General features: G+C 41.8%; 17 protein-coding genes and 1 pseudogene. 17 read left to right on the plus strand and 1 reads right to left on the minus strand.

Annotation, left to right across the window (positions count from 1 at the left end; all coding sequences use genetic code 11):
- The 3 genes and pseudogenes from LI149_RS12185 to LI149_RS12195 all read left to right on the plus strand — a co-directional run.
- Positions 1 to 587, plus strand: a pseudogene (locus LI149_RS12185) (hypothetical protein); the annotation flags it as partial.
- A 195-nt stretch (positions 588 to 782) separates the two neighbouring features.
- Positions 783 to 1,667, plus strand: a complete 885-nt coding sequence (gene rbsK, locus LI149_RS12190) for a ribokinase (RefSeq protein WP_227143412.1) — start codon at positions 783 to 785, stop codon at positions 1,665 to 1,667.
- A 26-nt stretch (positions 1,668 to 1,693) separates the two neighbouring features.
- Positions 1,694 to 2,707 carry a LacI family DNA-binding transcriptional regulator gene (locus LI149_RS12195; protein WP_227143413.1) on the plus strand — a complete coding sequence of 338 codons (1,014 nt, stop codon included), beginning with the start codon at positions 1,694 to 1,696 and terminating at the stop codon, positions 2,705 to 2,707.
- A 128-nt stretch (positions 2,708 to 2,835) separates the two neighbouring features.
- Here the strand turns inward: LI149_RS12195 and argH are convergent, their stop codons facing one another.
- Positions 2,836 to 4,566 carry an argininosuccinate lyase gene (argH, locus tag LI149_RS12200; RefSeq protein ID WP_227143414.1) on the minus strand — a complete coding sequence of 577 codons (1,731 nt, stop codon included), beginning with the start codon at positions 4,564 to 4,566 and terminating at the stop codon, positions 2,836 to 2,838.
- A gap of 337 nt (positions 4,567 to 4,903) precedes the next feature.
- On the opposite strand from argH, the gene LI149_RS12205 reads away from it, so the two are divergent.
- The 14 genes from LI149_RS12205 (at position 4,904) to LI149_RS12270 (ending at position 22,318) form a co-directional block, all read left to right on the plus strand.
- Positions 4,904 to 5,434, plus strand: a complete 531-nt coding sequence (locus LI149_RS12205; RefSeq protein WP_117606928.1) for a TRAP transporter small permease — start codon at positions 4,904 to 4,906, stop codon at positions 5,432 to 5,434.
- Positions 5,435 to 5,439: 5 nt separating this feature from the next.
- Entirely contained in the window at positions 5,440 to 6,756 is a 1,317-nt protein-coding gene (locus LI149_RS12210; RefSeq protein ID WP_227143415.1) for a TRAP transporter large permease, read from the plus strand.
- 14 nt (positions 6,757 to 6,770) lie between these two features.
- Positions 6,771 to 7,787, plus strand: a complete 1,017-nt coding sequence (gene dctP / locus LI149_RS12215) for a TRAP transporter substrate-binding protein DctP (RefSeq protein ID WP_227143416.1) — start codon at positions 6,771 to 6,773, stop codon at positions 7,785 to 7,787.
- A 27-nt stretch (positions 7,788 to 7,814) separates the two neighbouring features.
- Positions 7,815 to 8,204, plus strand: a complete 390-nt coding sequence (locus LI149_RS12220; protein WP_105309718.1) for a GrdX family protein — start codon at positions 7,815 to 7,817, stop codon at positions 8,202 to 8,204.
- A 24-nt stretch (positions 8,205 to 8,228) separates the two neighbouring features.
- A complete protein-coding gene (locus LI149_RS12225) occupies positions 8,229 to 9,515 on the plus strand; it encodes a glycine/sarcosine/betaine reductase component B subunit (RefSeq protein ID WP_227143417.1) in 1,287 nt (428 codons plus the stop codon).
- Between the two features lie 10 nt (positions 9,516 to 9,525).
- On the plus strand, positions 9,526 to 10,827 hold the full coding sequence (locus tag LI149_RS12230; protein ID WP_227143418.1) for a glycine/betaine/sarcosine/D-proline family reductase selenoprotein B: 1,302 nt from the start codon (positions 9,526 to 9,528) through the stop codon (positions 10,825 to 10,827).
- 9 nt (positions 10,828 to 10,836) lie between these two features.
- On the plus strand, positions 10,837 to 11,007 hold the full coding sequence (locus tag LI149_RS12235; protein ID WP_181972365.1) for a hypothetical protein: 171 nt from the start codon (positions 10,837 to 10,839) through the stop codon (positions 11,005 to 11,007).
- Between the two features lie 311 nt (positions 11,008 to 11,318).
- Complete coding sequence (locus tag LI149_RS12240) at positions 11,319 to 15,191, plus strand: DNA-directed RNA polymerase subunit beta (RefSeq protein ID WP_117613379.1); 3,873 nt, start codon at positions 11,319 to 11,321, stop codon at positions 15,189 to 15,191.
- A gap of 14 nt (positions 15,192 to 15,205) precedes the next feature.
- Positions 15,206 to 18,880: a DNA-directed RNA polymerase subunit beta' gene (gene rpoC / locus LI149_RS12245; RefSeq protein ID WP_173786276.1), complete on the plus strand. Its 3,675-nt coding sequence runs from the start codon at positions 15,206 to 15,208 to the stop codon at positions 18,878 to 18,880.
- A gap of 270 nt (positions 18,881 to 19,150) precedes the next feature.
- Entirely contained in the window at positions 19,151 to 19,393 is a 243-nt protein-coding gene (locus LI149_RS12250) for a Fur family transcriptional regulator (protein ID WP_005338537.1), read from the plus strand.
- A 19-nt stretch (positions 19,394 to 19,412) separates the two neighbouring features.
- Positions 19,413 to 19,625 carry a FeoA family protein gene (locus tag LI149_RS12255; protein WP_005330360.1) on the plus strand — a complete coding sequence of 71 codons (213 nt, stop codon included), beginning with the start codon at positions 19,413 to 19,415 and terminating at the stop codon, positions 19,623 to 19,625.
- Positions 19,626 to 19,638: 13 nt separating this feature from the next.
- On the plus strand, positions 19,639 to 19,857 hold the full coding sequence (locus LI149_RS12260; RefSeq protein WP_005338535.1) for a ferrous iron transport protein A: 219 nt from the start codon (positions 19,639 to 19,641) through the stop codon (positions 19,855 to 19,857).
- Positions 19,858 to 19,890: 33 nt separating this feature from the next.
- On the plus strand, positions 19,891 to 22,077 hold the full coding sequence (gene feoB / locus LI149_RS12265; RefSeq protein WP_227143419.1) for a ferrous iron transport protein B: 2,187 nt from the start codon (positions 19,891 to 19,893) through the stop codon (positions 22,075 to 22,077).
- Between the two features lie 19 nt (positions 22,078 to 22,096).
- Positions 22,097 to 22,318, plus strand: a complete 222-nt coding sequence (locus LI149_RS12270; RefSeq protein ID WP_005338531.1) for a FeoB-associated Cys-rich membrane protein — start codon at positions 22,097 to 22,099, stop codon at positions 22,316 to 22,318.
- Positions 22,319 to 22,465: the final 147 nt, after the last annotated feature.

Here is a 22,465-nt window from a genome sequence, read left to right on the forward strand (position 1 = left end):
ATAATCTGTATGGACGGAAGTTAATTAAGATTCCCGAACCGAGATTTGTGGTATTTTATAATGGAACAGACAAGATGCCGGAACAGAGTGTTTTACGTTTATCCGATGCTTATGAAAGTAAGTCGGAAGAACTGGATTTGGAACTGAGGATCCGATTCATAAATATAAATCCTGGATATAATGAGGAAATGGTAGAAAAAAGTCCGACATTATATCAATATGTGAAATTTGTGGATGCAGTTCGCAAATATCAGCAGCAAATACCATTCCCGGAAGCAGTGGAAAAAGCAATTGACGAATGTATCAAAAAAGGTATTCTTGCAGAGTTTTTAAGGAAGAATAGAGCAGAGGTGTTAAGAGTGAGCATATTTGAGTATGATGAAGAAAAACATATGAGGATGGAACGAGAAGAAAGTCGGGAAAATGGAATTGCGATTGGAATAGTTAAGACCGCTCAAAAGTATCATGCAGAGAAAGAACAGATTATCAATCAAATCAGTGATGAATTAAATGTGTCACATCAGGAAGCAGAAACAATATATTCTGAAGTAGAAGAGTATATAAAAACATCTCAAGAAGAAAAATAATAAAAAATATGCAAGTTGCATAAAAACACTTTGCTAAAAGTGTGCAATACCGCTGAAGTTACCCAATGTAATTGACGGCGGTATTTTTTATTACTATAATATAGATAAATGAAACGGGTTTCAGAAACGTGTTTCACAAACAGAAGAGAAAAAGACATGAATAAATAAAAAGACAAGAAAAGGAGAGAAAGAGTTATGAAACTGGCAGTTGTAGGAAGTATCAACACGGACATGACCGTAACAGCGGAGAGAATTCCACTTAAGGGTGAGACATTGATGGGCGATAGTTTAAGCTATATTCCAGGTGGAAAAGGCGCAAACCAGGCTGTTGCTATGGCAAAGCTTGGTGCTGAAGTCGAGATGTTCGGCTGCGTTGGTAATGATGACAATGGACGCAGAATGCTGGACAATCTGAATCGTGTTGGTGTAAAGACAGAGCATATCCAGGTTCTGGAAGGCGTGCCGACAGGAATTGCGATGATTACAGTTGGTGAGAGTGACAATACAATTATTGTTGTTCCGGGAGCAAATGGGAAAGTTGACAAGGCTTATGTAGATGGAATCAAAGGTGAACTGGTGAAATATGACATGGTAGTTCTTCAGCATGAGATTCCGCTTGAGACAGTTCATTATATTGCAGAGTTTTGTTACGAAAAAAATATTCCAGTCGTACTGAATCCGGCACCGGCAGCAGAAGTGCCGATGGATATCATCGACAAAGTTACATATGTGACACCAAATGAGCATGAAGCAGTGCTGATCTTTGGAGACGAGTTGAGTACAGAAAATCTTTTGAAGAAGTATCCGGAGAAGCTTGTGATTACACAGGGATCCCGAGGAGTGTCTACATGTCTGAAAAATGGAGAAGTGCTGACAGTACCTGCAAGAAAGGCAAATGTGGTGGATACGACAGGAGCAGGAGATACACTGAATGGGGCATTTTCTGTAAGAATTGCAGCAGGTGATGATATGAAGAGTGCTCTTACTTATGCGAATGTAGCGGCAAGCCTTTCCACGGAGAAATTCGGTGCACAGACAGGAATGCCGACAGCAGAAGAAGTTGCCAATGAATTGAAATAAACAGAAGAAAAATGGGGAACGGATCATTGACTAGCATAAGAGAAGTGGCAAAGCTTGCCGGAGTATCTCCGGCAACGGTGTCACGTGTGATGAATGGAACTGCAAATGTAAATGAAGAGAAGAAAAAACGCGTGGAGGCAGCGATAAAGGAGACAGGATTTCAACCAAATGAACTGGCGAGAGCTTTGTATAAGAAGTCATCGAAGATGATCGGGATGATCGTGCCGGATATTGAAAATCCGTTTTTTAGTGAGCTTGCGAAAGCGGTGGAAGATACGGCATATCAGAATGGATACCGGATTCTTCTTTGCAGTTCGGGTGGAGACGAGGAGAAGGAGGCTGTAAACATTCAGATGTTCAATCAACTCCGGGCAGATGGAATCGTTGTGATGACGAACTGCACAGAGACAGGGAAAGTGTTGGCGGACTGTCCGATACCGGTCGTCCTGGTTGACCGCAAGCTTGTTGGATTTAAAGAAAATGCATTGATTGAGTCAGACAATTACCGCGGCGGTTTTATGGCGGCAGAACATCTTGCAAAATGTGGCTGCAAGAATATTGTCTGTATGAAAGAGCCGACCGGTTATTCCAGCGGGCGCAGACGATACGAAGGTTATCTGGATGTGTGTAAAAAATACAATCTCAAAGAGCAGAGTGTGGACTGTTGTTATAATTATGAGAGTGGACTTCGGGCAGCAGAAGAGATCCTTAAGAAGTATCCGGAAGTTGACGGGGTAGTTGCGGGAAATGATATTGTAGCAATGTCGGTATATAAGGTGTTCACAAGACACGGAAAGAAAATACCGCAGGAAGTTCAGCTTGTAGGATTCGATGATGTCGGGTTCGGCGAATTATTTATTCCAGAGCTGACGACTATACATCAGCCGATTAAAGAGATGGGGCATCTGGCAGCAGAGATTATTCTCAAAGCTGTGAATGGGGAACCTTACGAGAAGAAAAATGTATTTGACGTGAAGCTTATCGAGCGGGATACAACAAAAAACAATAGAAAATGTTCGCATGAGAGTAGAGAAAAGTAACACAATAGATTATAGAAAAGAAGTGAGTACAGGGAAAACCCGATACTCACTTTTTTAATGTCAATTATATAACAAAAAAAGGTTCTGACCGAATACACAAAGTATGTTTCACTGACAAATTTTTGAATTTAATCTATGTTTAAAATTTGATTAATCTGCTCTTGACGGTAATTCCTGGAAGCACGCAATGATGTTCGGATTGTGTTTAACTGGTCGGTATCCTTTTGTAAAGCAATCTGTGCAGATTGCAGCATTGCCTGACATGCCTGGGATGACGGTGAACCGGAGCTTTGTTTTCGCTGGATAGATACGATTGGAGACTGAAGTTTCATCAGTTCCTCATGGGTAAGGGAAGTCTTTTTGCCGGAAATTTTAATACTTGCATTGTTCAAAATACGTAGGCTGATCGGAGCATCTGCAATTCCGTTACGGCTTTTAGAAATGTTAGAAATGATGTTGTGTGCGCTTCGGAAAGAAATGTGATCTTTCTGAACAAGAAAATCAGCAATGTCAGTAAGGACAGAATCGTTGTGTGCAGTAAAAACTTCCATGCGGTCATAGTGGAATGTTATGTTGTCCAATGTCCCAATAAATAGTTCTAAAATTCCCCTTAATTCATTTGTCATCTGCCAGTATGGTGTCATGCATTCAAATAGATCGCGAGAGTGACTGAAAGAGGTGCCTTTTAAACACATAAGTATATCCATATATGAGCTGGTCAGATGAGATGTTTTGCTTCGGATGTGTTCCAAAGACAATGCATTTTTCTTTTGGGGCATAATGCTGCTGCAACAGGAATAGGCATCAGAGATGGAGAGGTAGCTGCATTCTGCGGATGACCAGGTATAAAGGTCCTGTGCAAACCGTGAAAGTGTTGAACCCAGAGTAGAAAAATGGGAGGCAAGCTCTAGTAAGTAATCTCTGGATGCAACTGCATCCAGGGCATTGACGATAATACCATCAAATCCAAGAAGTGAAGCGGTATATTCGCGGTCGATAGAAAATGAAGTTCCAGCCAGTGCACAGGAACCAAGAGGAGATTGGTTCAATGTCGGATAGGCAGAAAGAATTCGATTAAAATCTCGGTCTACTGCTTCTGCTATGGCAAGAAAATAAAAATCCAGTGTAATAGGCTGGGCTGGCATACAGTGGGTATAGCCGGTAAATATTTTTCCTTGGTTTTGTTCGGCAAGAGTTCTTAATTGTTGCATAAAATAAAGCAGACGATCAAGGAGTATAAGAAGCTCATCACGGATACTCATACGAAGAATGGTAGGAGTCATGTCGTTGCGGCTACGTGCTACTTGCATTTTGCCGTTTAATTCTGCACTGAGATTACGAGTAATATATTCCTCGAAATTTAATAGATAATCTTCATTTACTGGATTATATCCGATTGTCTGTGGGTGCATGTCCATAAGCGGAATGATGAACTGCAAAAGAGAACGGGCCTCATCTTTGGCAAGAAGTCGCTGTTTGTGCAGCATGGTAATGTGGGCGATATTGGTCAGAAGAAGATTTTTGTAACAATGCTCCATATCGCTTTGCAGGAATGGAGAATAAATGTACTGGCAGACAATATTGCTTGGTTGAAAATTTAAGTGGTTTCTGGCTGTTGTGGCTTGGGTAACGTATGTACCGGAGCCCTGTTTTTTTGCCAATAGACCGGCAGAGACAAGACTGTCGACTGCCTGACGGATGGTTGTGCGGCTGACGCCGAAAAACTGACAGAGCTCTGGCTCTGTCGGAAGTTTCTGACCGACTTTCCATTCACCGTTTTCTATTTTTTCGCGAATCGAGTTTTCGACCTGATAATACAGTGCGATTCCTTTTTCTGGATTTTGTATACTGTTTTTCACTTAAAACCTCCCGAAAATATAAAGAATATCAAATTTTTACAAAGATTATGTTTTTTTTCACAATTGATTATAGTACTTATTTTGAGTAAATTCAAATGCAAGCGCGCTTATTGTGAAGAAATCATTATTGTTAAATGATGATTTAGATAATTAACAAAATATAAAAATCTTAAAAAGGCCTGAAAATAAAGGGAAAATGAAAAAATAATATAGAAAATCTATAAAAAGACTGCGAATATTGACATGATAAATAGAAAAATGTACTATATTCGTATCTTAAGAATGATGAAATGCATTTCAAAAGTAACATGGCAATAAAGGATGAAGGAGGTAGCTTATGGATGAGAAAAAAGGAATTGCAAAGATTGCAAAATACTTTGTGAATTTCCAATATGGTTTATCGATCGTGATGGCGCTGTTGCTTCTTGCTATGATCGGCTATGAAGTTGTTATGCGTTATGTTTTTAAATCATCTTTGATGGGAGTAGAAGAAGTTATGGTATTTCCAATCATCTGGCTGTATATGCTCGGTGGAGCCAATGCTTCTTATGAAAAAAGCCATATTGAATGTGGAATTTTAACTCTTTATATTAAAAAAGAACATTCAATGCTTATATTTAACCTTGTAAAACGGATTATCTGCGTAGTAATACTTGCATGGATTACTTATTGGTCTTTCTATTATTTTTATTATTCACTGACGACTTGGAAAGTAGCAGATATTACATATGCACCACTGTTCTTCGCGAACCTGGCAATGACAGTTGGTTTTGTGCTGATGCTGATTTATGCAATCCGTGATGTGATTCAGGTTACAAAAGATTTGAAAGCATATAACAAAAAAGTGGAAGGAACGAAGGAGGTGTAGCGGTTATGATGGAAAATGCTTTGCTTATTATTTTACTGGATGTAATACTTCTTGTATTTTTGCTTATGATGAGTATTCCTCTTCCGGTATGTTTCTTGGGAGCGCTGATGTTCTTAAGTGCATTTGGAAATGTATCCATGAAAACAATGCTTGTGTGGGTGTTCTCCCAGTCAACCGGAACCGTTCTTCTTGCCAGCCCGCTATTTATTCTAGCCGGAACGTATATGGGCGGCAGTGGTATAGCCAAGCGGCTTCTGGATTGTGCGGATTCATTTATCGGACATATCAAATCCGGACTTGGAACAGTAGCAATTGTTGTATGCGCAGTTATGGGAGCGATTTCTGGTAGTGGATTTACAGGAGTTGCAGCAACTGGTCCTATCATGATTCCTAGAATGGAAGAACAGGGATATGAAAGAGGTTATGCGACAGCACTTGTTACAGTATCTTCCGTACTTGGACTTCTGATCCCGCCAAGTGTAGTCATGATTATGTTCGGATGGGTTACAGAGACATCAATTCTTGCATGTTTCCTTTCTACATTAGGACCTGGACTTTTGATTACGGCGTTATTTATCGTAATACATGTAATCTGGAGCAAAAAGTTTGATTTAAAAGTACTGGAGAAAAAGCCAGCCGATGAATATCTGAAAAATGTAGGTTCCAAGACATTTAAGGCGATTCCGGCACTGATTATGCCACTGATTATCCTTGGTGGTATTTACGGTGGTGTATTCACAGCAACTGAAGCGGCAGCGGTAAGTGCAATTTACGCGATTCCTGTAGGAATCTGGGTATATAAAGCCTGTACAATTAAAGGATTCCTTCAGATGACAAAAGAAGCATCCAGTACAATTGGTTCTATCATGGTCATGATCGTATGTTGTCTGATGCTCAGCCGTGTATTTACTATTTACAGAGTTCCGTCACTGGTACTCGACCTTCTGATGGGAATTACAACAAACAAATATCTGTTACTTTTTATTATTGATATTTTCCTTTTCCTCGTTGGAATGATTGTAAACGATACAACAGGTGTCCTGATTTGTGCACCGCTTCTGATGCCAGTCATGACACAGCTTGGAGTCAGCCCGGTACATTTTGCGGTAATCATGGGCGTAAACCTGGCAATGGGAGGAGTTACACCACCATATGCAAGTATTCTTTACCTTGGAATGCGAATAGGAAAAGCGGAATTTCATGAAATCTTAAAACCGACTATGACATTTTTAATTCTTGGTTATGTGCCGGTTGTATTTCTTACAACATATATTCCGGATCTTGCACTTGCAATTCCTAGAATGTGCGGATTCAGTGTTTAGAGGAGGTGCTTCAGATGAAAATGAGAAAACGGTTAATTGCAATTTCGTTAGTTCTTGGAATGACAGCGGGACTGGCAGCGTGTGGAAACAAGACAAATCAGAATGGTGAGCAGAATTTCTTCTTAAAACTGAGCCATTACCGTGCAGAAGGTTCCGTCGCAGATGTGGATATTAATAAATTTGCGGATGAAGTAAATGCAGCAGATGATTCTCTGGAAGTCTGGGTATACCCGGCAGCACAGCTTGGAGATTACACAACAGTACAAGAACTGGTAAGTATCGGAGATGTGGAAATGCAGTTTGCGACACTTGGAACAAGTGTGGATAAATATCTTGGAATCACAAGTGCACCGTATATTTGTTCCAACTGGGATGATGCTTATAAGATTTTTAATAGAGACAGTGAATTCACAGCTACGATCGCAGATCATCTGGCAGATCAGAATATAAAGCTGCTATCCGTATATCCGCTTTATTTTGGTGGCGCTATCATGAATAAAGAAGTTGATAATCCGGCATCTATGAAAAATCAGGGAATCAAAGTTCGCTGCCAGACAATGAAAGGACCTGAGCTTGTAACAACAATGCTTGGATATATTGCAACACCAATGGCGTTGAATGATTGTTTTACATCGTTGCAGACAGGTGTTATCGATGGAATGATTGGTTCTGGTGCTGAAGGCTATTATAGCAGTTACAGGGATGTGGCAAAGTATTATCTTCCGTATAATGACCATTTTGAAGTATGGTATCTCTACATTAATATGGATAAATGGAATGAAATGTCTAAAAAACAGCAGGAAGTATTACAGACAGCAGCAAATCATCTGGAAGACGAAAGATGGAAAGAAGCGCCGACCCAGACAGAAGAATATGAACAGAAGCTAGAAGATTATGGTGTTCAGATCATTAATTTTACAGATGAAGAGTTAGATGCTTTCTATGAGAGATGTCAGAAAGAAGTATGGCCGAAGCTGACAGAGCTTTATGGACAGGAAGCAGTTGATATGGTACAGAATCTTACAAAATAAAAATATTTTGGAACAGGAGGAGCGGACATGTTGGAATCCTTTCGAATCATTACAAATAATCCGGCGGTCGTAGAAAAAAATTATGCAGAAAATGAATATTATGATGTGGATGTTCTGAAATTATTTCAGATGGTTGCCGGTGAGACCGCCAAAGGTTACCGCCTGCTTAGCCACCCGCTGACAAGTAGTGTGCGGCCGGATATTACTCCGTATAAAACGGTTTTTTTATCAAAAAGCAGAGGCTGTGTGGATGCGGAATCCCAAATTTTGATTGAACAAGCTATTGCTTATGCGGAAAGATTGTATGAGATTCGGGAGATTCCAATTTATCAAAGGTGGGATGACAAAGCAAAAAATGATTTTCAGTTGATTGACTTGTCTATTACGGAACGGGCATTGGAAATCGCTGGAGCTTAAGAAAGAAGATTGGGAGGAAGCAATATGAAACTGACGTTGAATAAATTTTATGTCAAAGATATTCAGTTTGCAGATGAGAGTAGTTATAAAGACGGAGTACTCTATATATGTAAAAGAGAACTGGCAGAATATCTGATGGAAGACAGCAATATCGCAGCTGTGGATTTTGATATCGCAAGACCTGGAGAATCGGTAAGAATTATTCCGATTAAAGATGTAATCCAGCCGCGTTATAAACAAAGTGGAACTGGACAGATATTTCCAGGATATGTTGGAAGTGTTGAGACTGTAGGCAATGGAGAAACAAATGTACTTGAAACTTGCTGTGTGGCAACTTCCGGACAGATTGTAGCATTCCAGGAAGGGATTATAGACATGTCCGGACCAGGAGCTGATTTTAACAGCTTTTCAAAAATGAACATTTTGGTGCCACTGATTACACCGGTACCAGATCTTCACAAACATGTACATGAGGCAACAGTACGAATTGCAGGACTTAAAACAGCAGCCTATATGGCAAAGCAGACATTAAATCTTGAACCAGATGAGACGGAAACATTTGAGCATGAGTCCATACTGGAAATGGGTGTAAAATATCCGAATCTTCCAAAGGTTGCCTATGTGGATATGGTTCAGTGCCAGGGGTTGATGCATGATACTTATGTTTATGGATTAAATGTAAAAGGCATTCTTTCGACCATGATTGATCCGCTTGAAATTCTAGACGGTGCAATTGTGAGTGGGAATTGTGCGGCACCGGGACATAAGAATGCAACAATCCATCATGAGAATAATCCGATTGTGTTAGATCTTCTTCGTAGACATGGAAAAGATATTTGTTTTGTAGGAGTGCTTTTGAGTAATGAAAGTGCAATGTTAAATGAAAAGAAGCGGGCAGCCTATTATACAAGTAATCTGTCAGAACTTCTGGGAGTAGATGGAGTTATTGTAAGTGAAGAAGGAGGAGGAAATCCAGAGACGGATTTGATGCTCAACTGCAAATTTCATGAACACAAGGGAATTAAGACAGTTCTTGTTACAGATGAGTATTGCGGAAGAGATGGGTCTTCTCAGGGACTTGCGGATGTGACACCTGAAGCCGATGCAGTTGTAACGAATGGAAATGGTAATCAGTTTGTTACTTTGCCGAAGATGGATAAAGTAATAGGAAACCAGGAAAATGTAAGAATCATTACCGGTGGAAATTCTGAGAGTATCAATGCAGATGGAACAGTGTCAGTAGAAATCGCGGCAATTATGGGATCCTGTTGTGAAATGGGATATGAGCATATGATGACAAAATTAAGATAGGAGGTGCGACATGAAGAAAATCGTTTATTATATAAATCAATTTTACGGACAGATTGGTGGAGAAGAGGCGGCAGACCAGACGCCGATCGTAAAAGAAGGAAGTGTCGGACCAGCTGTTGCAATGCAGGAGGCACTGAAAGATATTGGCGAGGTTGTCGCAACGATCGTTTGTGGTGATAATTATTTCGCGGATCATCAGGATGAAGCTCTGGAAGAGATATTAAAAGTAGTAGAAGAAAAGACACCGGATCTGTTTATTGCCGGTCCTGGATTTAATGCAGGTCGTTATGGGTTAGCGTGTGGAACAATTTGTGATGCAGTGGCTGCAAAATATAAAATTCCGGTACTTACCGGTCTTTATCCGGAAAACCCGGGAGCAGAAATGTTCCATAAGACAGTATATATAGTAGAAACTCCGATTTCGGCAGCAGGTATGAGAAAAGTTATTCCTGTTATGGTAAAGCTTGCGAGAAAGATGCTGACCGGTGAAGAAATTGGATTCCCAGAGGAAGAAGGATATATTCCTCAGGGCTTTCGAGTAAATGTTCACACAGAAAAGACAGGAGCAGTTCGTGCGGTAGATATGATGGTTGCAAAACTGAAAGGCGAACCATTTACAACAGAGTTGCCGATGCCTGTATTTAATAAAGTACATCCGGCCCCGGCAGTGGCAGATTTAAAACATGCAAAGATTGCGCTTGTAACATCTGGAGGAATTGTGCCAAAGGGAAACCCGGACCATATTGCATCTGCAAACCCGGATAAGTTTGGAATATATGATATTGCGGAACTTACAGATCTTACCGGAGATAAGTTTATGACAGTTCATGGTGGTTATGATCCGGTATATGCAACGGAAGATCCGGACAGAGTTGTTCCGCTTGATGCACTTCGGGCTATTGAAAAAGAAGGTGGAATCGGCGAAGTATTTGGCAAATTGTATTCGACAGTAGGAAATACAACAGCAGTAAGTAGTGCCAAGAAATTTGCAGAGGAAATTGCGGCTGATATGAAAAAGAACGAGGTGTCAGCAGCAATCCTGACTTCCAACTGAGGAACCTGTACTCGTTGCGGTGCAACGATGGCGAAGACATTGGAGAGTCTTGGAATCCCAACGGCACATATTTGTTCGATTGTTCCAATTTCGGAAGCAGTAGGTGCAAACAGAATTATTCCGGCTACCGGAATTCCGTATCCGACTGGAAATCCAGAATTGCCGGCAGACGAAGAATTTACAGTAAGAAAGAAAATGGTTCAGAAAGCGCTTGATTCTCTGAAGACCACGATTGAAGAACAGACAGTGTTTGAGTAGGTGATTCGTATGATTAAAAAGACATTTTTCCCAATTGCATTTTTCTTTATTGCAATCTCGTGGATAGCGGCGGAAAAGAATATGGATATATGGTGGATTCCTGTTACAGCTGGAATCGGAATTGTATTCTTCCTGCTGGATCGGATTTTTAAACCATGGCAGAAAAGTAAAAATCGATAAATACTGATATAAAAACAAACCCTCAGAAGTAAAAGTTTAAACTCCCCTTTTCCATTTTTTATTTAAACTTTTAAACTGAGGGTTTGCATTTTGGGGAAAAATAGTGTACAATTGAAAATAATATGGAAAAATATGATTTTGCTCTTGACAATAAAAAGGGCTTTGTGCTATAGTAAAAAATGCGCTATTGTGGAAAGTTATGCCATGATATTGCACGAAAAACTGAGTCACAAAGCTCTTTTTCGTCGTTTTTGCGATAACAGGGCATTTTGCGGACCACAAAAAAAATAAGAGGAGAGTGAAACGTCAATATGGAAAAGAACAGAATTCGTCCCATGAAAAGCGGAAAAAGCTCACGAATGAGTTATTCCAGACAAAAAGAAGTTCTTCAGATGCCGAACCTGATTGAAGTGCAGAAGGATTCTTATGATTGGTTCCTTAAGTCAGGATTGAAGGAAGTATTTGAAGATATTTCCCCAATTACAGATTATAGCGGTAAATTAAGCCTGGAGCTTGTTGATTTCACACTGTGTGAAGATGATGTGAAATACAGCATTGATGAGTGCAGAGATCGTGATGCAACTTATGCAGCACCGCTGAAAGTCAGAGTAAGACTTCATAATAAAGAGACGGATGAGATTAACGAGCATGAGATCTTTATGGGAGATCTGCCGCTGATGACACGTACTGGTACATTTGTAATTAATGGTGCGGAGCGTGTAATCGTAAGTCAGCTGGTACGTTCCCCTGGTATTTATTATGCAATTGCACATGATAAGCTGGGTAAAAAGCTTTATTCCTCTACTGTCATTCCGAACCGTGGTGCATGGCTGGAGTATGAGACAGATTCCAATGACGTTTTTTATGTTAGAGTAGATAGAACAAGAAAGGTGCCGATCACAGTACTTATTCGTGCTCTTGGAATCGGTACAAATCCGGAGATCATTGAACTCTTTGGTGAAGAACCGAAGATTATGGCAAGTTTTGAGAAAGATGCTGCAACAAACTATCAGGAAGGACTTCTTGAATTATATAAGAAGATCCGTCCGGGTGAGCCGCTTGCCGTTGACAGTGCAGAAAGTTTGATCACAAGTATGTTCTTCGACCCAAGACGTTATGATCTGGCGAAAGTAGGACGTTATAAATTCAATAAAAAGCTCCTTCTCAAGAACCGTATTTCAGGACATGTTCTTGCGGAGGATGCAGTAAGCCCGATTACAGGCGAGGTGATCGCTGAGGCTGGAACAAAGGTGACAAGAGAAATTGCAGATCGGATCCAGAACGGAGCTGTTCCGTATGTATGGATCGACAGACCGGAAGAAGAGAGAAATGTCAAAGTTCTTTCTAATATGATGGTAGATCTGAAGGAAGTTGTTGACATTGATCCGGAAGAGGTTGGTGTAACAGAACTTGTTTACTATCCGGTACTTGCAAATCTCCTTGAGGAAACGGCAGGAGATATCGATGAGCTGAAAGCGGCTATCAAGAGAGATATCCATGATCTGATTCCGAAGCATATTACAAAAGAAGATATCATGGCTTCTATTAACTACAATATGCATCTGGAGTATGGTCTTGGTAATGATGACGATATCGACCACTTGGGTAACAGACGTATCCGTGCGGTAGGAGAACTTCTTCAGAACCAGTACAGAATCGGTCTGTCCAGAATGGAAAGAGTCGTAAGAGAGAGAATGACAACTCAGGATCTGGAAGGAATTTCACCACAGTCCCTGATTAACATAAAGCCAGTAACTGCAGCGGTAAAAGAATTCTTTGGATCTTCTCAGCTGTCACAGTTCATGGATCAGAACAACCCGCTTGGTGAGCTGACTCACAAGAGACGTCTGTCTGCCTTAGGACCTGGTGGTCTTTCAAGAGACCGTGCCGGATTCGAGGTTCGAGATGTACATTATTCCCACTATGGAAGAATGTGTCCTATCGAGACGCCTGAGGGACCTAACATCGGTCTGATCAACTCACTGGCAAGTTATGCAAGAATTAACGAGTATGGATTTATTGAAGCTCCATATCGTAAGATTGACCACTCCGATCCGGAGAATCCGCGTGTAACAGACGAAGTTGTTTATATGACAGCGGATGAAGAGGATAACTATCATGTAGCACAGGCCAACGAGACACTGGATGAGGAAGGACATTTTGTTCATAAGAACGTATCCGGTCGTTACCGTGAAGAGACTCAGGCTTATGAGAGAAAAGCATTTGACTATATGGACGTATCTCCTAAGATGGTATTCTCTGTTGCTACAGCTTTGATTCCATTCCTTCAGAATGACGATGCTAACCGTGCGCTGATGGGATCCAACATGCAGCGTCAGGCAGTACCGCTTCTTATGACAGAGGCACCGGTAGTCGGAACAGGTATGGAAGAAAAAGCTGCTGTTGACTCAGGAGTATGTGTAGTCGCTGAGGAAGCAGGAGTTGTTGAGCGTTCAACATCAGCAGAAATCCAGATCCGCCAGGATGATGGAAAACTGAAAAAATATAAACTTACAAAATTCCTTCGAAGCAACCAGAGCAACTGCTACAATCAAAGAGCAATTGTGTTCAAGGGTGACAGAGTGGAGAAAGGCGATGTGATCGCTGACGGTCCGTCTACATCTAATGGTGAGCTTGCATTAGGAAAGAACCCGCTGATCGGATTCATGACCTGGGAAGGTTACAACTACGAGGATGCGGTTCTCTTAAGTGAGAGACTTGTTCAGGATGATGTATATACATCTATCCATATTGAGGAATATGAGGCAGAAGCCCGTGACACCAAGCTTGGACCAGAGGAAATCACTCGTGATATCCCGGGTGTCGGTGATGATGCGCTTAAGAATCTGGATGACAGAGGAATTATCCGCGTCGGTGCTGAGGTCCGTGCCGGAGATATTCTTGTTGGTAAAGTTACTCCTAAGGGAGAGACAGAGCTGACAGCCGAGGAGAGACTGCTTCGTGCAATCTTCGGTGAGAAAGCACGTGAGGTCAGAGATACATCTCTGAAAGTACCTCATGGTGAGTACGGTATCGTAGTAGATGCCAAGGTATTTACAAGAAGCAACGGCGACGAGATGTCACCGGGAGTGAACCAGTCTGTTCGTATCTATATCGCTCAAAAGAGAAAAATCTCTGTTGGTGATAAGATGGCCGGACGTCATGGTAACAAGGGTGTCGTTTCCCGTGTACTTCCAGTAGAAGATATGCCGTTCCTGCCAAATGGCCGTCCGCTTGATATCGTGTTGAACCCGCTGGGTGTGCCTTCACGTATGAATATCGGACAGGTCCTTGAGATTCACCTGTCTCTGGCAGCAAAAGCACTTGGATTCAACATTTCTACACCTGTATTTGATGGTGCGAACGAGATAGATATTATGGATACTCTTGATCTGGCAAATGACTATGTCAACTTAAGCTGGGAAGAGTTTGAAAAGAAACATAAAGAAGAGCTGCTTCCGGAAGTTCTGGATTATCTGTATGAGAACAGAGATCACAGAAAACTCTGGAAAGGTGTTCCGATTTCACGAGATGGTAAAGTTCGTCTTCGTGACGGAAGAACAGGAGAGTATTTTGACAGCCCGGTAACAATCGGACACATGCATTATCTGAAACTGCATCACCTGGTTGATGATAAGATCCATGCACGTTCAACAGGTCCTTACTCACTGGTAACACAGCAGCCATTAGGTGGTAAAGCACAGTTTGGTGGACAGCGTTTTGGAGAGATGGAGGTATGGGCTCTTGAGGCCTATGGCGCATCTTACACATTGCAGGAGATCCTGACTGTGAAGTCTGACGATGTAATCGGTCGTGTGAAGACATACGAGGCGATCATCAAGGGCGAGAACATTCCGGAACCAGGTATTCCGGAGTCATTCAAAGTACTTCTGAAAGAGCTTCAGTCTCTCGGACTGGATGTTCGTGTACTTCGTGATGACAATACAGAGGTGGAGATTATGGAAACTTCCGATATGGGAGAGACCAGCTTCCGCTCACTGATCGAAGGAGATGGAAAATATCGTCGTGATGAGGAAGACTTCGGCAAACACGGTTATACAACTCAGGAGTTCCAGGGAGAGGAACTTGTAAATGAGGAACTGGAAGAGGACGAAGACGATTACGATTCAGATTATGACGACGATAGTTTTGATGACTATGATGACATGTCAGATGATGAATAGAAAGGGGTGCCTGTATGCCAGAAAATAGTAAAGAACAATCATATCAGCCAATGACTTTTGATGCAATCAAAATCGGGTTGGCATCACCTGAAAAGATTCTGGAGTGGTCAAAAGGCGAAGTAACAAAGCCTGAGACTATTAACTATAGAACCTTAAAACCAGAGAGAGATGGTCTGTTCTGTGAAAGAATTTTTGGACCAAGCAAAGACTGGGAGTGTCACTGCGGTAAATACAAAAAAATCCGTTATAAAGGTGTTGTTTGTGACCGTTGTGGTGTAGAGGTTACTAAGGCAAGTGTACGTCGTGAACGTATGGGTCATATTGCCCTGGCAGCCCCAGTATCTCATATCTGGTACTTTAAAGGAATCCCAAGCCGTATGGGATTGATCCTTGACTTGTCTCCTAGAACACTGGAGAAAGTATTATATTTTTCTTCTTATATCGTACTTGATAAAGGCGAGACAGACCTGCAGTATAAGCAGGTTCTGTCTGAGCAGGAGTATCAGGAAGCAAGAGAATCCTGGGGAAAAGGTTTCCGTGTTGGAATGGGAGCTGAATCTATCTTAGAGCTTCTTCAGGCAATCGACCTTGAAAAAGAATACGAAGATCTGACAGAAGGCCTCAAAGGCGCTACCGGACAGAAACGTGCAAGAATCGTAAAACGTCTGGAAGTTGTAGAAGCTTTCCGTGAGTCTGGAAACAAACCGGAATGGATGATCATGACAAATGTTCCGGTTATCCCGCCAGATCTTCGTCCAATGGTACAGCTTGATGGTGGACGTTTTGCAACATCTGACCTGAATGATCTGTACAGAAGAATTATCAATAGAAATAACCGTCTGAAACGCCTTCTTGAGTTAGGCGCTCCAGATATTATCGTAAGAAATGAAAAGAGAATGCTTCAGGAAGCGGTAGATGCCCTGATTGACAACGGTCGTCGCGGCCGTCCGGTAACAGGACCTGGAAACCGTGCACTGAAATCTCTGTCCGATATGCTGAAAGGTAAATCCGGACGTTTCCGTCAGAACCTGCTTGGTAAGCGTGTTGACTACTCTGGACGTTCCGTTATCGTTGTAGGACCGGAACTTAAGATTTACCAGTGTGGTCTGCCGAAAGAGATGGCAATTGAGCTGTTCAAGCCATTTGTTATGAAAGAGCTTGTTCAGAACGGAACTGCACACAACATTAAAAATGCTAAAAAGATGGTTGAGAGACTTCAGCCAGAGGTTTGGGACGTCCTTGAGGATGTCATCAAAGAGCATCCGGTTATGTTGAACCGTGCACCTACACTGCACAGACTTGGTATTCAGGCATTTGAGCCGATCCTTGTAGAAGGTAAGGCTATCAAGCTTCATCCACTTGTTTGTACAGCGTTTAACGCCGACTTCGATGGAGACCAGATGGCTGTCCATCTTCCGCTTTCCGTAGAAGCACAGGCTGAGTGCAGATTCTTACTGCTCTCACCAAACAACCTCCTGAAACCATCTGATGGTGGTCCGGTAGCCGTTCCTTCACAGGATATGGTACTTGGTATTTACTATCTGACTCAGGAAAGACCAGGTGCAGCAGGAGAAGGTAAGATTTTCAAGAGTGTAAATGAAGCAATCCTTGCTTATGAGAATCAGGCAATCACACTTCACTCTAAGATTAAAGTACGTGTGACAAAGACAATGCCAGGTGGAGAAGAAATCACAGGAATTGTAGAGTCCACACTTGGACGTTTCATTTTCAACGAGATCATCCCACAGGATCTTGGATTCGTTGATCGTGAAAAAGAGGAGAACAAACTTCTTCTGGAGATTGATTTCCACGTAGGAAAGAAACAGTTAAAGCAGATCCTTGAGAAGGTTATCAATACACACGGAGCAACTGCAACAGCAGAAGTTCTGGATGCTGTAAAAGCAATTGGATATAAATATTCTACAAGAGCTGCCATGACCGTATCTATTTCCGATATGACGGTACCTCCGCAGAAACCACAGATGATCCAGCAGGCACAGGATACTGTAGACCGCATCACTAAGAACTTCAAACGTGGTCTCATCACAGAGGAGGAGCGTTACAAAGAAGTTGTAGAGACATGGAAGGCAACTGACGACAAACTGACAGAGGCACTGCTTTCTGGTCTTGATAAATACAATAACATCTTCATGATGGCTGATTCAGGAGCCCGTGGATCTGACAAACAGATCAAACAGCTTGCAGGTATGCGTGGATTGATGGCTGATACAACTGGTCATACAATCGAGTTGCCTATCACTTCAAACTTCCGTGAAGGACTTGACGTACTGGAGTATTTCATGTCTGCCCATGGAGCACGTAAAGGTATGTCTGATACAGCTCTTCGTACAGCCGATTCAGGATATCTGACAAGACGTCTTGTTGACGTATCTCAGGAGCTGATCATTCATGAAGTAGACTGTGCAAAGAAAGATGCACCGATTCCTGGAATCTTTGTAAAAGCATTCATGGATGGAAAAGAAGAAATCGAAAGTCTTCAGGAGCGTATTACAGGACGTTACCTGTGCTATGACATTGTAGATAAAGATGGCAATGTTCTTGTTAAGAAGAACCATATGGTAACACCAAAACGTGCAGAACTGATCTGCAAGAAGGGTGTAAATGAGAACGGAGAACCATTAACACAGATTAAGATCCGTACAATCCTTACATGTCGCTCACACAGTGGCGTATGTGCAAAATGTTATGGAGCCAACATGGCAACAGGTGAGCCGGTACAGGTTGGAGAGGCTGTCGGAATTATTGCTGCTCAGTCAATCGGAGAGCCTGGTACACAGCTTACAATGAGAACATTCCATAATGGTGGAGTTGCCGGTGGAGATATCACACAGGGACTTCCTCGTGTTGAGGAGCTTTTTGAGGCAAGAAAGCCTAAGGGACTTGCGATCATCACAGAGATTGCAGGAACTGCGAATTTGAACGACACGAAGAAGAAACGTGAGATTATCGTAACAAATCATGAGACAGGTGAATCAAAAGCATATCTGATTCCTTATGGATCACGTATTAAGGTAGCAGACGGAGCGGAACTTGAGGCCGGTGATGAGCTGACTGAAGGTAGTATTAATCCGCATGATATCTTAAGAATTAAAGGCATCCGTGCAGTTCAGGATTACATGATCCAGGAGGTACAGAGAGTTTACCGTCTGCAGGGTGTTGAGATCAACGATAAGCATATCGAGGTTATCGTTCGCCAGATGCTTAAGAAGATCCGTATCGAGGAGTCTGGAGATACAGAGTTCCTTCCGGGAACAAATGTAGACAGACTTGAGTTCGAGGATGTGAATGAGGTACTGGAGGCAGAAGGAAAAGAGCCTGCAATCGGAGAGCCGATCATCATGGGTATTACGAAGGCTTCTCTTGCAACCAATTCCTTCCTGTCAGCCGCTTCTTTCCAGGAGACAACAAAGGTTCTGACAGAGGCAGCAATCAAAGGAAAGATCGATCCGCTGGTAGGTCTGAAAGAGAACGTAATCATCGGAAAACATATCCCGGCTGGTACAGGTATGAGAAAGTATCGTGATATCAGACTGAATAGTGAGTTATCTATGGATGACGATCTGTTCTTTGAAGAAGGATTAGATGATGATGACGATTTAGATATTCTGGATACAGATTTTTCAGACGATGATCTGTTAGAAGAAAATGAATTTACAACAGAAGAATAAGACTTGCGTAAGAGTTTTGAATGAAAGTACCGCCGCACGAATTCGTGCGGTGGTACTTTTTTGTATAATACCTTTAGGCTGCCCGTGCTGGAGCAGCCTGAAGTGCATTATGCAAAAAAAATAGAAATGATGTATGAACAATTAATAAAAAACATAAAAAGATAGTCAAGACAAACTTTTTTGATAAAACATTATTGACAATGATTATCATTAACAATATAATAAGCGATGGAAATGATAATCAGTTTCAAATCGTGCGAGGTAATATATATGAGCCAAGAAGAGAGATTTCAAGAAGTATTAAATCAATTAAAGAAAGCTGGCTATCGGATTACCGAACAGAGAAAGCTTCTTTTACACATTATATTGAATAATGAATACTCCTCTTGTAAGGAGATTTATTATGCGGCAAAGAAGCAGGATGACAAAGTCGGAATTGCAACTGTGTATCGTACTGTGCAACTGTTGGAAGATATGGAACTGATCCATAAAGAGATGGTTGTGAGAATTTAGCGAGGAGAAGGAGTGGATTATGATGCCGTTAACGATGTTAAATCCAGGCGAAAGTGCATCTATCGTCCGGGTAGGTGGAAATGAAGAAACAAAAAGATTCCTGGAGAATCTCGGATTCGTAGCTGGAAGTGAGGTGAAAGTTATTTCCAGTAACGAGGGTAACATAATTGCCCAGATCAAAGAATCACGAGTTGCAGTCAGCAAAGGAATTGCTAATAAAATAATGGTCTAGGAGGAACGGGAGAATGACTTTAAGAGATGTGAAAGTTGATCAGACAGTATCCGTAGTAAAGCTTCATGGAGAGGGAGCTACAAAAAGAAGAATTATGGATATGGGAATCACAAAAGGAACCAGCATTTATGTCCGTAAAGTAGCACCACTTGGTGATCCGGTGGAAGTTACTGTACGTGGATATGAATTGTCTCTGAGAAAAGCAGACGCAGAGATGATCGAAGTTAAATAATTAATTAGAGAGTAAAACAGGAGGATGTAAAAAATGGGAGTGAAGATAGCACTTGCCGGAAACCCGAATAGTGGTAAGACAACACTTTTCAATGCTTTGACAGGTTCCAATCAGTTCGTTGGTAACTGGCCTGGAGTTACTGTTGAGAAAAAAGAAGGAAAATGGAAGGAAGACAAAGAAGTTGTAATTATGGACCTTCCAGGTATCTATTCTTTATCACCATATACATTGGAGGAAGTTGTAGCCAGAAATTATCTGATCACAGAGCGTCCGGATGCAATCCTGAATATCGTAGACGGAACAAACCTGGAGCGTAACTTATACCTTACAACTCAGTTACTTGAGCTTGGTATCCCGGTTGTTATGGCAATTAACATGATGGATATTGTACGCAAGAATGGTGATGAGATCAACACAAAGAAACTTGCTGAGAAGCTTGGCTGTGAAGTTGTAACAATTTCTGCTCTGAAAGGTGATGGAATCAAAGATGCAGCTTCAAGAGCAGTAAAGCACGCCGGACAGAAAGCCGGACAGGAATCTGTGCATGAGTTCGCACCGGAAGTTGAGAACTACCTGAATGAGATTGAAGGCAGACTTGGATATGAAATTCCGGAAGAGCAGAAAAGATTTTACGCGATCAAATTATTTGAGCGTGACGATAAGATCAAAGACGCTATGAAAAATGCACCGGACGTTGAAGATATCATTGCTCGTGCAGAGAAAGAGATGGATGACGATGCAGAGAGTATCATCACAAATGAGAGATACAGTTTCATTGGTTCTATTATCGGAGACTGCTTAAAGAAGAATAAAACACAGGAACTGACAACATCTGATAAGATTGACCGCATCGTAACAAACAGATGGCTTGCACTTCCAATCTTTGCAGCAGTTATGTGGCTTGTATATTATGTGTCTGTAACAACAGTAGGTTCCATATTGACAGACTGGACAAATGATACATTGTTTGGTGAGTGGATTATTCCGGCAGCTCAGAGCTTCTTTGAAGGAATCGGATGTGCGGACTGGTTAACAGGTCTGATTGTAGACGGAGTTATCTCCGGAGTTGGTGCTGTACTTGGATTCGTACCTCAGATGCTTGTATTATTTATTTTCCTTGCATTCCTTGAGTCTTGCGGATACATGGCACGTATCGCATTCATCATGGACCGTATTTTCCGTAAGTTCGGACTTTCCGGAAAATCATTTATCCCGATGCTGATCGGAACAGGCTGTGGAGTTCCTGGAGTTATGGCTTCCCGTACAATCGAGAATGACCGTGACCGTAAGATGACTGTTATGACAACAACATTTATCCCTTGCGGAGCGAAACTTCCAATTATCGCCCTGATCGCCGGAGCACTTTTCGATGGCGCTTCATGGGTAGCACCAAGTGCTTACTTTGTTGGTATCGCAGCAATCATCTGCTCTGGTATCATCCTGAAAAAGACAAAGATGTTCGCAGGAGATCCGGCACCATTTGTTATGGAGCTTCCTGCATATCATATGCCAACTGTTGGCAACGTTCTTAGAAGTATGTGGGAACGTGGCTGGTCATTTATCAAAAAAGCTGGTACAATTATTACATTATCAACAATCGTTGTTTGGTTCTTATTGAACTTCGGTTGGACAGATGCTGGATTCGGAATGCTGAACTTCGATGGACTTGAGGGAGCAGCTATGGAGGCAGCACAGGCAGAGTGTATTCTTGCTAAGATCGGTAACTTGATTTCCTGGATCTTCACACCACTCGGATGGGGAGATTGGAAGATGACTGTAGCAGCTATTACAGGACTTGTAGCGAAAGAAAACGTTGTAGGTACATTCGGACAGCTCTTCGGATTTGCAGAAGTTGCAGAAGACGGACAGGAAATCTGGGGAACACTTGCAAGCAGCATGTCACAGATCGCAGCTTACTCATTCCTTGTATTCAACCTTCTGTGTGCACCATGCTTCGCAGCAATGGGAGCTATTAAAAGAGAGATGAACAACACAAAATGGTTCTGGTTCGCAATCGGATATCAATGCTTACTTGCTTACCTCGTAGCTCTTTGTATCTTCCAGTTTGGTACACTCTTCACAGGTGGCGGATTCGGTATCGGAACAGTAGCAGCAATCGTAATTCTGATCGGTTTCCTTTACATGCTGTTCTGTCCTTACAAAGAGAGTACATCACTTAACGCTAACACCGTTTCAAGTGTAAAAGCAGCTTCTAAATAAGCAGAAAGAAGGAGATTTTATGATGGCATTGGCAGCACAGACAAGTATTTTATCTACAATGATTGTAGCACTTGTAATCATTGCGATTGTAGCATGGATCATAAGAGGCATGATACAAAAGAAGAAGAGAAGTGGTACATTTATCGGATGTGATTGTGGGTGTGCCAATTGTCCACACTCCTGTCATAATCCAAAGAATAGTAATAGTCAGAGTGGCTGCGGCGGCTGTGGCGGGTGCTAGTCTGGAAAATGTATGACTTAGATTTAAGTTATATGATGTAAAATAATCTTATGTGTGAATAAATGTGTGAATAGACAGGGAAATCCTTGCAGATGAGTTTCATTTGCAGGGATTTTCTTTTGCGCTTTGCTCTTTTCAATGGGACGC

Source organism: Dorea sp. 210702-DFI.3.17 (assembly GCF_020560825.1).
Taxonomy (GTDB): domain Bacteria; phylum Bacillota; class Clostridia; order Lachnospirales; family Lachnospiraceae; genus Dorea; species Dorea formicigenerans.

Excerpts from the sequence above, each read along its gene's own strand:
- rbsK (WP_227143412.1), top strand. The coding sequence starts at position 783 with ATGAAACTGGCAGTTGTAGGAAGTATCAACACGGACATGACCGTAACA.
- LI149_RS12205 (WP_117606928.1), top strand. The coding sequence starts at position 4,904 with ATGGATGAGAAAAAAGGAATTGCAAAGATTGCAAAATACTTTGTGAAT.
- LI149_RS12210 (WP_227143415.1), top strand. The coding sequence starts at position 5,440 with ATGATGGAAAATGCTTTGCTTATTATTTTACTGGATGTAATACTTCTT.
- dctP (WP_227143416.1), top strand. The coding sequence starts at position 6,771 with ATGAAAATGAGAAAACGGTTAATTGCAATTTCGTTAGTTCTTGGAATG.
- LI149_RS12220 (WP_105309718.1), top strand. The coding sequence starts at position 7,815 with ATGTTGGAATCCTTTCGAATCATTACAAATAATCCGGCGGTCGTAGAA.
- LI149_RS12225 (WP_227143417.1), top strand. The coding sequence starts at position 8,229 with ATGAAACTGACGTTGAATAAATTTTATGTCAAAGATATTCAGTTTGCA.
- LI149_RS12235 (WP_181972365.1), top strand. The coding sequence starts at position 10,837 with ATGATTAAAAAGACATTTTTCCCAATTGCATTTTTCTTTATTGCAATC.
- LI149_RS12240 (WP_117613379.1), top strand. The coding sequence starts at position 11,319 with ATGGAAAAGAACAGAATTCGTCCCATGAAAAGCGGAAAAAGCTCACGA.
- rpoC (WP_173786276.1), top strand. The coding sequence starts at position 15,206 with ATGCCAGAAAATAGTAAAGAACAATCATATCAGCCAATGACTTTTGAT.
- LI149_RS12250 (WP_005338537.1), top strand. The coding sequence starts at position 19,151 with ATGAGCCAAGAAGAGAGATTTCAAGAAGTATTAAATCAATTAAAGAAA.
- LI149_RS12255 (WP_005330360.1), top strand. The coding sequence starts at position 19,413 with ATGATGCCGTTAACGATGTTAAATCCAGGCGAAAGTGCATCTATCGTC.
- LI149_RS12260 (WP_005338535.1), top strand. The coding sequence starts at position 19,639 with ATGACTTTAAGAGATGTGAAAGTTGATCAGACAGTATCCGTAGTAAAG.
- feoB (WP_227143419.1), top strand. The coding sequence starts at position 19,891 with ATGGGAGTGAAGATAGCACTTGCCGGAAACCCGAATAGTGGTAAGACA.
- LI149_RS12270 (WP_005338531.1), top strand. The coding sequence starts at position 22,097 with ATGATGGCATTGGCAGCACAGACAAGTATTTTATCTACAATGATTGTA.